Origin of the sequence: Streptomyces sp. NPDC005899 (assembly GCF_040629645.1) — a bacterium.
In the GTDB taxonomy this organism is placed as follows: Bacteria; Actinomycetota; Actinomycetes; order Streptomycetales; family Streptomycetaceae; genus Streptomyces.
Map to the genome: position 1 here is coordinate 1 of NZ_JBEXWB010000257.1, position 9,353 is coordinate 9,353.

The following is a 9,353-nucleotide window of genomic DNA, read 5'->3' on the forward strand; positions in this document are numbered from 1 at the left end:
GCCCCCGGCCGGGGGCGCCGCCGCCGTCGTACGTGCGTGCGGCTCAGCTGAAGGAGTCACCACAGGCGCAGGAGCCCGTGGCGTTCGGGTTGTCGATCGTGAAGCCCTGCTTCTCGATGGTGTCCACGAAGTCGACGGAGGCGCCGCCCAGGTACGGAGCGCTCATCCGGTCGGTGACGACCTTGACGCCGTCGAAGTCCTTCACCACGTCACCGTCGAGCGAGCGCTCGTCGAAGAACAGCTGGTAGCGCAGGCCCGAGCAGCCTCCGGGCTGGACGGCGACGCGCAGCGCGAGGTCGTCGCGGCCTTCCTGCTCCAGCAGGGCCTTGACCTTGGCTGCGGCGGCGTCGGACAGGAGGATGCCGTCGCTCACGGTGGTGGTCTCGTCCGATACGGACATCTGCTTCTCTCCCGGGTTGTTCGGACTGCTTGCCGACGGGTCCAACCATCGGGGCCGCGGATTCATTCCGGGCCAGGCGCGTGTCTGTCCTCTTCATGCTCGCACACCGCCCCGTCCGGGGATGCGTCACATCGACGCGATCGGCATCGTCAATCTGACGTGAAGCGGCTATGATAGATAGCGTCAATTAGACGAAAAGGCATGCCCGCGAAAAAGAAAGGGTGCGTGTCGTGACCACCGCCCAGCCCCTGGATGTCCAGCCGACGCCCCTCGCCCTGCTTCTGCTGGGCCGCGAGGCCGACCCGCGGAGCGAGCGCGGCGTCGAGTGCCCCGGTGACCTGCCGTCCCCGTCCGACCCGGACCTGGTGGAGCGGGCCCGCGCTGCCAAGGAGAAGCTCGGGGACAAAGTCTTCGTCCTCGGCCACCACTACCAGCGCGACGAGGTCATCCAGTTCGCGGACGTCACCGGCGACTCCTTCAAGCTCGCCCGGGACGCGGCGGCGCGGCCCGAGGCCGAGTACATCGTCTTCTGCGGCGTGCACTTCATGGCCGAGTCCGCCGACATCCTCACGGGCGACGGCCAGAAGGTCGTGCTGCCGGACCTGGCGGCGGGGTGCTCCATGGCCGACATGGCCACCGCCGAGCAGGTCGCCGAGTGCTGGGACGTGCTGACCGAGGCGGGCGTCGCCGACCAGGTCGTGCCGGTCTCGTACATGAACTCCTCCGCCGACATCAAGGCCTTCACCGGCCGGCACGGCGGCACGATCTGCACCTCGTCCAACGCGAAGCGGGCACTGGAGTGGGCCTTCGAGCAGGGCGACAAGGTGCTCTTCCTGCCGGACCAGCACCTGGGCCGCAACACGGCCGTCCGGGACATGGGCATGAGCCTGGAGGACTGCGTCCTCTACAACCCGCACAAGCCGAACGGCGGTCTCACCGCCGAGGAGCTGCGCAACGCCAGGATGATCCTGTGGCGCGGGCACTGCTCGGTCCACGGGCGCTTCTCGGTGGAGTCCGTCAACGACGTACGGGAGCGGATCCCGGGCGTCAACGTGCTGGTTCACCCCGAGTGCAAGCACGAGGTCGTCGCGGCCGCGGACCAGGTGGGCTCGACGGAGTACATCATCAAGGCCCTGGAAGCGGCGCCGGCCGGCTCCAAGTGGGCGATCGGCACGGAGCTGAACCTGGTGCGCCGGCTGGCGAACCGTTTCGCCGCGGAGGACAAGGAGATCGTCTTCCTCGACAGGACGGTGTGCTTCTGCTCGACGATGAACCGGATCGACCTGCCGCACCTGGTCTGGACCCTGGAGTCGCTGGCCGAGGGCAAGCTGGTCAACCGCATCCAGGTCGACGCCGAGACGGAGAAGTACGCCAAGCAGGCGCTCGAGCGGATGCTCGCCCTGCCGTAACCGCGGGTGGCCGGTGCGCCGTGGCGCACCCGGACGAAGGGCGAGGCCCCCGGTGCGATCGCACCGGGGGCCTCGCTGCGCGGTTCCCGCCTGTCGTGGGGCGCCGCCTCACCGTGCGGCGCCGGTGCCGTCAGGCCTTCGCCGGCTCCGGCTCGGATGAGGCCTCCTCCGGGGCTCCGGGTGCCTCGGCGCCGGAGCGCGCCGCCCGCTTCGCCGCCTTCTTCTTCGCGCGGCGCTCCTTGCGCAGCTCCACCATGGAGTAGAGCGTCGGCACCAGCAGCAGGGTCAGCAGCGTCGAGGTGATCAGACCGCCGATCACCACGACCGCCAGCGGCTGCGAGATGAAGCCGCCCTCGCCCGTGACGCCCAGCGCCATCGGGAGCAGCGCGAAGATCGTCGCCAGGGCGGTCATCAGGATCGGCCGCAGACGGTGGCGGCCCCCCTCTACGACGGCCTCGACGACGCCCATGCCCTGCGACCTGTACTGGTTGATCAGGTCGATGAGCACGATGGCGTTGGTCACCACGATGCCGATCAGCATCAGCATGCCGATCATCGCCGGGACGCCCATCGGGGTGCCCGTGACGACGAGGAGGCCGATGGCGCCGGTGGCGGCGAAGGGGACGGAGACCAGCAGGATCAGCGGCTGGACGAGCGACCGGAAGGTGGCCACCAGCAGCATGAAGACGATCGCGATGGCCGCGAGCATCGCCAGCCCCAGCTTCGCGAAGGCGTCGTCCTGGTCCTGGGAGACGCCGCCGATGGTCGCGGTGGCGCCGTCCGGGAGGTCCAGTGCGTCGATCTTCTGCTGGAGGGACGCACTGACCGCGCCCGTGTTGTCGCCGGTGTGGCGTACGCGGCAGATGGGCGGCTGCTCGCACGGCGATGCGGCGATCAGGGGGACACAGCACGCCCACCCCTACGATCGCCGGTCCGCCGGACGAAGGCGTCGGCCCCCGGGTTGCTTTCTCACACCGCGCATACCGCAGCTGGAGTAGTCCGGATCTCCACCCGTTACTCCACCCTGGGGCGCACCAGGCCCGATTCGTACGCGATGACCACCAATTGCGCGCGGTCCCGCGCACCCAGCTTGGCCATCGCCCGGTTCACGTGCGTCTTCACGGTGAGGGGGCTGACGACGAGCCGCTCGGCGATCTGGTCGTTGGAGTGGCCGCCGGCGACCAGGACGAGCACCTCGCGCTCGCGCCCGGTGAGGGCGGACAGCCGCTCGCCGTACACGGTGGCGTCCGGTCCGCCGTCCGTGCTGCCGTCCTGCGCAAGGAAGGTGGCGATGAGGCCCTTGGTCGCGACCGGGGAGAGCAGCGCCTCCCCGGCGGCCGCGACCCGGATCGCGTTGAGCAGCTCGTCCGGCTCGGCGCCCTTGCCCAGGAAGCCGGAGGCGCCCGCGCGGAGCGACTGCACCACGTACTCGTCCACCTCGAAGGTGGTGAGCATGACGATGCGCACCCCGGCCAGATCCGGGTCCGCGCTGATCGTGCGGGTGGCGGCGAGGCCGTCGGTGCCGGGCATCCGGATGTCCATCAGCACGACGTCGGCGCGCGTCGAGCGGGCGAGCGCCACGGCCTGGGCGCCGTCCGCGGCCTCCCCGACGACGTGCATGTCGGGCTCCGAGTCCACGAGCACCCGGAACGCGCTGCGCAGCAGCGCCTGGTCGTCGGCGAGCAGCACCCTGATCGGCGTCATGCGAGTCCCCCCGCCCCCGGTGTCCCGCCCGGTACCTCCGGCCCGTCCGCGCGGGGCATGACGGGCAGGATCGCATGGACGCGGAACCCGCCGCCGTACCGGGGACCCGCGGTGAGGGTGCCGCCGAGCGCGGTGACGCGTTCCCTCATGCCGAGGAGGCCGTGTCCGCCGCCGTCACCGGGGCCGGCGGGACGCCCGGGTCCCGCTCCGGCACCGTCATCGAGCACGGTGATCTCGGCGGTCGCCCCCACCCGTACGACGCTCACCTCGGCCTTCGCGCCGGCGCCCGCGTGCTTGCGCACGTTGGTCAGGGCCTCCTGGATGACCCGGTACGCCGCGAGGTCCACGGCAGCGGGCAGCGGGCGGTCCGGGTCGGTGCGGGCCACCTCGACGGAGAGGCCCGTGTTGCGGAACGTGTCGATCAGCGCGTCGAGGACGGCGAGCCCCGGAGCCGGTTCGGTGGGCGCCTCCGGGTCGCCGGACTGGCGCAGCAGCCCGACGGTGGCCCGGAGCTCGCCCAGGGCGGAGCGGCTCGCCTCCCGGACGTGCGCGAGTGCCTCCTTGGCCTGGTCCGGGCGCTTGTCCATGACGTGGGCGGCGACCCCGGCCTGCACGTTGACCAGGGCGATGTGGTGGGCCACGACGTCGTGGAGGTCGCGGGCGATCCGCAGCCGCTCCTCGGCGACCCGGCGGCGGGCCTCCTCCTCGCGGGTGCGCTCGGCCCGTTCGGCCCGTTCCCTGATCGCGTCGACGAACGCGCGCCTGCTGCGCACGGCGTCCCCGGCGGCGCAGGCCAGTCCGGTCCAGGCGAGGACGCCGACGTTCTCCTGGCTGTACCAGGGCGACGAACCGACCACCATCGCGGTCACGGTGAGGACCGCCATGGTCAGCAGGCCGACCCGCCAGGTCGTGGGGCGGTCGGTGCTGGAGGCCACGGTGAACAGCGCGATGACCGCGCTCATCACCACGGGGGCCGGCGGGTCCATCAGGAGGAACTCGGCGGCGGACAGCAGCCCCGTCACCGCCAGTACCGTCACGGGCCGGCGCCGCCGCAGCACCAGCGCGGCCGCGGCGAGCACCATCAGGAGGACGCTCCAGGGCCCGGGGACGCGTTCGCCGAAGATGGGCCGGCCGTGGCCCGGGTCCGGCTCGGCGAACGACGCGCCGACCATGCAGACGAGCACACCGGCGGCGAGCGCCCCGTCGAAGGCGAGGGGATGGGCGCTCAGCCAGCGGCGGACGCGTACGAGTCCGGTTCCGAGGGTGGTCACGCCGAGAACGGTACGGCGTGGCGCTGCCGGCCCGGCACCGGACGGACGCGGTCAGGGAGCGGCCCGGCACGGCACAGTGCCCCGCACCGGTGGGACAGGGGCGGGGCACCGCGGGGAGTGTGGAGGCCGGCCGGCCGCCTGTCAGCCGGGGATCAGTCCCCCGTCACCGAGCAGGGCGCGCACCTCTTCGAGGGTGGCGTCCGGCGCCGGGAGGATCAGCTCGGACGGCTCCAGGGAGTCGTCCGGCAGCGGCGAGCCGAGCTCGCGCACCTTGTCCAGGAGCGCGTGGAGCGTGGTGCGGAAACCGGGTCCGTCACCGCTCTCCATCTCCGCGAGCAGTACGTCGTCGAGCTTGTCCAGCTCGGCCACGTGACTGTCGGCCAGTTCCACCTGGCCCTCCCCCATGATCCGTACGATCATGACGCCGCCCTCACTGCTTGTCGAACTTGTGCGGAGCCTGCTGCGACTGCGGTGCCGCGTCCTGCGCGCCGCCTTCGATGGCCTGCTGCCGCGCGGACGGGCCGCCGGCCAGCTCGGCCTTCATGCGCTGCAGTTCCAGTTCCACATCCGTACCACCGGAGATGCGGTCCAGCTCGGCGGCGATGTCGTCCTTGGCCGTCCCGGACGGGTCGTCCAGGGCGCCGGAGGCCAGCAGTTCGTCGATGGCGCCGGCCCGGGCCTGCAACTGCTGCGTCTTGTCCTCGGCCCGCTGGATCGCGAGGCCGACGTCGCCCATCTCCTCGGAGATCCCGGAGAACGCCTCACCGATCCGCGTCTGCGCCTGGGCGGCGGTGTAGGTGGCCTTGATGGTCTCCTTCTTCGTCCGGAAGGCGTCGACCTTGGCCTGCAGCCGCTGGGCCGCGAGGGTGAGCTTCTCCTCCTCGCCCTGCAGCGTCCGGTGCTGCGTCTCCAGGTCGGTGACCTGCTGCTGCAGTGCGGCGCGCCGGGACAGCGCCTCGCGGGCGAGGTCCTCCCTGCCGAGCGCGAGCGCCTTGCGGCCCTGGTCCTCCAGTTTGGAGGACTGGCCCTGAAGCTGGTTCAGCTGCAGTTCGAGCCGCTTGCGGGAGGTCGCCACGTCGGCGACGCCACGGCGTACCTTCTGCAGGAGTTCCAGCTGCTTCTGGTACGAGTAATCGAGGGTTTCGCGCGGGTCCTCGGCCCGGTCAAGGGCCTTGTTGGCCTTCGCGCGGAAGATCATTCCCATACGCTTCATGACACCGCTCATGGGCTTCGCGCGCCCCCTTCTGACGGACTGAGCTCCGGCACTCCAACAGAACCCACAGTACGGGCCCTGTCTCTATTACCGCACTGTTCGGACCCGGATGTGCTCCTCCCCAAGGACGAGTGCCGCCGGTGGGCGATCCCGCCCAGGGAGTAGTGGATCCCCGGGGAAAGAGGCGGCATCGTCCGTTCTGCCCCCGTCGGGGCGCCTTTCAGGGCGCGGGCCGTTGCCGGATCGTTCCCGCCCGGTCCGTCGGCGCCCCGGTCGACCCCGTACCCTTGGGCTTTGTGTTCCGAAGCCGTTCCAAGGAAGAGAAGGCCCCCACCGGCAAGGTGACGGCGGACCTCTCCAAGCAGCCCCGCGACCCCCAGGCTCCCAAAGGTCGCCCCACCCCCAAGCGCAGCGATGCCCAGACGCAGCGCAGGCGTGCCTCGAGCGGCGCGCCGACCGATCGCAAGGAGGCCGTGAAGCGGCAGCGCGAAGCGCGCCGCGCGGACATGGCCCGCCAGCGTGAGGCACTCGCGTCGGGCGACGAGCGTTATCTGCCGGCCCGTGACAAGGGGCCCGTGCGGCGCTTCGTCCGCGACTTCGTGGACTCCCGCTTCTGCATCGCGGAGTACTTCCTTCCGCTCGCGGTGATCATCCTGATCCTCAGCGTGATCCAGGTCCAGAACATCCAGAACATCTCGCTGCTGCTCTGGCTCGGCGTGATCGTCCTGATCGTGATCGACTCCGTCGGTCTCGCGTTCCGGCTCAAGCGGCAGCTGGCCCAGCGCTTCCCTGACACCCCGAAGCGCGGAGCCGTCGCCTACGGCCTGATGCGCACCCTGCAGATGCGCCGGCTGCGGCTCCCGAAGCCGCAGGTCAAGCGGGGAGAGCGGCCCTGAGCGCTGAGCCCTCCGGCTTCACGGGCGCGTCCTCCCAGTGGCTGGCCGGGCTCGGCGGGCTACGCAACACGGTCCGCCAGGAGCTGGTCGCCCGGCAGCTGGACGAGCAGATAGCCGCGCGCTTCCCCGTGGGGCGGCGGCTGCGGGTGCTCGACGTCGGCATGGGCCAGGGCACGCAGGCCCTGCGCCTGGCGCGGGCCGGGCACACGGTGACGGGCCTGGAGTCGGACGGCGAGATGCTGGGGACCGCCCAGGAGGCACTGGCGGGCGAACCCGAGGGCATCCGGGAGCGCGTGCGCTTCATCGAGGGCGACGGCCGGGACACCGGGGTGCACTTCCTGCCCGGCAGCTTCGACGTGGTGCTCTGCCACGGCGTACTGATGTACGTCCCCGAGCCGGATCCCATGCTGGCCGGCCTGGCCCGGATGCTGGCGCCGGGCGGGCTGCTGTCGCTGCTCGTGCGGAACGCCGACGCGCTGGCCATGCGGCCCGGGACCGCGGGTGACTTCGGCGCGGCCCTCGCCGCGTTCGACACGGACACGTACCGGAACAGGCTGGGTCTCGACGTGCGGGCCGACCGGCTCGGCTCGCTGACGGCCACCCTCGCCGGCATCGCCGCCCCGCTGCACGCCTGGTACGGCGTACGGGTGTTCACGGACAACGTGGGCAACGAGGTCCCGCTGCCCGGCCCGGAGGAACTGGCCCGGGTGCTGGCCGTAGAGGACCGGGCCGGGCGGACGGACCCGTACCGCGGTGTGGCCGCGCTCCTGCACCTGTGCGGCGTACGCGGCTGAGCCGGCGCCACTGACCGTGCGTCCGATCGGCCCAGCAGCGCGGGCCCCCGGGGCGTGGCCGCGGCGATACTCCGGGCATGGACGCAACCCCCTCGCACGGCCGGCGCCGCGGCCCGGCCCGTCGCTCCTCGCCGTCCCTGGCCGCCGGTGTCTGCGTGCTCGCGCTGGCGTGTGGCTGCGCCGCCCCGCCCCCCTCCCCCTCCGGGGCCCCGGTGCGGCCGGACGCCGTGGCGCAGGGGACGGTCGACCTGGAGGAGCGGTACGAGTCCGTCATCGACGACGTACTGCCCACCGTCGTGCAGATCGCCACCGGGGACGCCCTGGGCTCCGGGGTCGTCTACGACGACAAGGGGCACATCGTCACGAACGCCCACGTGGTGGGTGATGCGAAGTCCTTCGACGTCACCGTCGTGACCGGTGAGAGGGCGCTCAAGGCCTCACTCGTCTCCTCCTACCCCGAGCAGGACCTGGCGGTCATCAGGCTGGACGACGTCCCGGAGGGGCTGAAGCCCGCGAAGTTCGGCACGGCCGGCGAGGTCCGGGTCGGGCAGATCGTGCTGGCGATGGGCTCGCCCCTCGGTCTGTCCAGCAGCGTCACGCAGGGCATCGTCTCGGCCGTGGGCCGGACCGTCAGCGAGAGCCGGGCGGGCGGCGGCACCGGCGCGACGCTCGCCGACATGGTGCAGACCTCGGCGGCGATCAATCCGGGCAACAGCGGCGGCGCCCTGGTCGACCTCGACAGCGAGGTGATCGGCATCCCCACCCTCGCGGCCACGGACCCGGAGCCCGGAGGCAGCGCCGCGCCCGGGATCGGCTTCGCCATCCCGGTGTCGACGGTGCGGACCGTCGCCGACCAGATCATCGAGAGCGGCAGGGTCACGGACTCGGGCCGGGCGGCACTGGACATCACGGGCCGCACGGTCGTCGACGACGACTACCGGCCGGCCGGTGTCGCCGTCGTCACCGCCCCCGAGGGCGGGGCGGCCGAGGAGGCCGGCCTGCGGGCCGGGGACGTCATCACGCGGCTGGGCGACACCCGCGTCACGACGATCACCTCGCTCTCGGAGGCCCTGGCCTCCCGCAGCCCCGGCCAGAAGGTGCGGGTCACGTACGTCCGGTCGGGCACGGACAGGACGGCGCAGGTCACGCTCGGCGAGATCTGACGCGGAGATCCGGCCGACCGGGCGGGCGCGGGGCCCGACCGCGGCGGCCCGCCCCCGCCCGCCCGGGAGGGCGGACAGGAGGACGGGTCGGAGGGCCTATTCGGCCTGGAGGCTCATCGGGCCGTAGATCTTCGTCGCGTCCTCGAACAGGGTCACCTGGTCGGCACCGCCCTCGAGGAGCTCCTTCCAGAACTCACCGATCCAGGACTCCGCGTCGCCCTGGGTCGTGAACTCCTCCGGCTGCAGCGCCGGCTCCGTCTCCGTACCGTCGGACTTCTCGAACCGCCACGTCCACGCCATGTCCGCCTCCTGGGTCACGTTGCTCCCCGAAGCCTAGTGGGTGCCCGGGCGCGCAGGGACGGCACGGACACGGGAGGATCGGGGCGTGGAACTGACTCTCCTCGGCACCGGAGCCCCCGACGGGCTGCCGCGGCCCGACTGCCCCTGCGCCGCCTGCGCGTCCGCCCGCGGTGCGCGGGTGCGCGCCGCGACCGCGCTCCTCG

General features: G+C 72.2%; 10 protein-coding genes and 1 pseudogene. 4 read left to right on the forward strand and 7 right to left on the reverse strand.

Annotated features, from left to right (window positions below):
- Positions 1 to 43 precede the first annotated feature (43 nt).
- Positions 44 to 400: an iron-sulfur cluster assembly accessory protein gene (locus ABZ371_RS23875; protein WP_018103583.1), complete on the reverse strand. Its 357-nt coding sequence runs from the start codon at positions 398 to 400 to the stop codon at positions 44 to 46.
- 230 nt (positions 401 to 630) lie between these two features.
- Between ABZ371_RS23875 and nadA the strand changes: the two genes are divergently transcribed.
- Positions 631 to 1,809, forward strand: a complete 1,179-nt coding sequence (gene nadA / locus ABZ371_RS23880; RefSeq protein ID WP_358683070.1) for a quinolinate synthase NadA — start codon at positions 631 to 633, stop codon at positions 1,807 to 1,809.
- A 130-nt stretch (positions 1,810 to 1,939) separates the two neighbouring features.
- Here the strand turns inward: nadA and ABZ371_RS23885 are convergent.
- The 5 genes and pseudogenes from ABZ371_RS23885 to ABZ371_RS23905 all read right to left on the reverse strand — a co-directional run.
- Positions 1,940 to 2,656, reverse strand: a pseudogene (locus ABZ371_RS23885) (efflux RND transporter permease subunit); the annotation flags it as partial.
- Between the two features lie 167 nt (positions 2,657 to 2,823).
- Positions 2,824 to 3,513 carry a response regulator transcription factor gene (locus ABZ371_RS23890; RefSeq protein WP_358683072.1) on the reverse strand — a complete coding sequence of 230 codons (690 nt, stop codon included), beginning with the start codon at positions 3,511 to 3,513 and terminating at the stop codon, positions 2,824 to 2,826.
- Positions 3,510 to 4,784 carry a histidine kinase gene (locus ABZ371_RS23895; RefSeq protein ID WP_358683074.1) on the reverse strand — a complete coding sequence of 425 codons (1,275 nt, stop codon included), beginning with the start codon at positions 4,782 to 4,784 and terminating at the stop codon, positions 3,510 to 3,512. Before ABZ371_RS23895 ends, ABZ371_RS23890 begins: the two co-directional genes overlap by 4 nt.
- Before the next feature lie 141 nt (positions 4,785 to 4,925).
- Positions 4,926 to 5,204, reverse strand: coding sequence for a hypothetical protein (locus ABZ371_RS23900; RefSeq protein ID WP_358683076.1), 279 nt, complete (start codon positions 5,202 to 5,204; stop codon positions 4,926 to 4,928).
- 10 nt (positions 5,205 to 5,214) lie between these two features.
- Positions 5,215 to 5,997, reverse strand: coding sequence for a PspA/IM30 family protein (locus ABZ371_RS23905; protein ID WP_358683078.1), 783 nt, complete (start codon positions 5,995 to 5,997; stop codon positions 5,215 to 5,217).
- A 296-nt stretch (positions 5,998 to 6,293) separates the two neighbouring features.
- Between ABZ371_RS23905 and ABZ371_RS23910 the strand changes: the two genes are divergently transcribed.
- From ABZ371_RS23910 to ABZ371_RS23920, 3 genes are all read left to right on the forward strand, one after another.
- On the forward strand, positions 6,294 to 6,893 hold the full coding sequence (locus ABZ371_RS23910) for a DUF3043 domain-containing protein (protein WP_358683080.1): 600 nt from the start codon (positions 6,294 to 6,296) through the stop codon (positions 6,891 to 6,893).
- Between the two features lie 41 nt (positions 6,894 to 6,934).
- Positions 6,935 to 7,687 (forward strand): methyltransferase domain-containing protein, encoded by a 753-nt coding sequence (locus ABZ371_RS23915; protein WP_358683086.1) that lies wholly within the window; start codon positions 6,935 to 6,937, stop codon positions 7,685 to 7,687.
- 77 nt (positions 7,688 to 7,764) lie between these two features.
- Positions 7,765 to 8,850: a trypsin-like peptidase domain-containing protein gene (locus ABZ371_RS23920; protein ID WP_358683082.1), complete on the forward strand. Its 1,086-nt coding sequence runs from the start codon at positions 7,765 to 7,767 to the stop codon at positions 8,848 to 8,850.
- Between the two features lie 96 nt (positions 8,851 to 8,946).
- On the opposite strand, the gene ABZ371_RS23925 is transcribed toward ABZ371_RS23920, so the two are convergent.
- Complete coding sequence (locus ABZ371_RS23925; RefSeq protein WP_358683084.1) at positions 8,947 to 9,150, reverse strand: hypothetical protein; 204 nt, start codon at positions 9,148 to 9,150, stop codon at positions 8,947 to 8,949.
- Positions 9,151 to 9,353: the final 203 nt, after the last annotated feature.

What these genes read in the sequence shown, in the direction of transcription:
- ABZ371_RS23905 (WP_358683078.1), bottom strand. Translation starts at nt 5,997, where the DNA reads ATGAAGCGTATGGGAATGATCTTCCGCGCGAAGGCCAACAAGGCCCTT.
- ABZ371_RS23920 (WP_358683082.1), top strand. Translation starts at nt 7,765, where the DNA reads ATGGACGCAACCCCCTCGCACGGCCGGCGCCGCGGCCCGGCCCGTCGC.
- ABZ371_RS23890 (WP_358683072.1), bottom strand. Translation starts at nt 3,513, where the DNA reads ATGACGCCGATCAGGGTGCTGCTCGCCGACGACCAGGCGCTGCTGCGC.
- ABZ371_RS23900 (WP_358683076.1), bottom strand. Translation starts at nt 5,204, where the DNA reads ATGATCGTACGGATCATGGGGGAGGGCCAGGTGGAACTGGCCGACAGT.
- ABZ371_RS23925 (WP_358683084.1), bottom strand. Translation starts at nt 9,150, where the DNA reads ATGGCGTGGACGTGGCGGTTCGAGAAGTCCGACGGTACGGAGACGGAG.
- ABZ371_RS23875 (WP_018103583.1), bottom strand. Translation starts at nt 400, where the DNA reads ATGTCCGTATCGGACGAGACCACCACCGTGAGCGACGGCATCCTCCTG.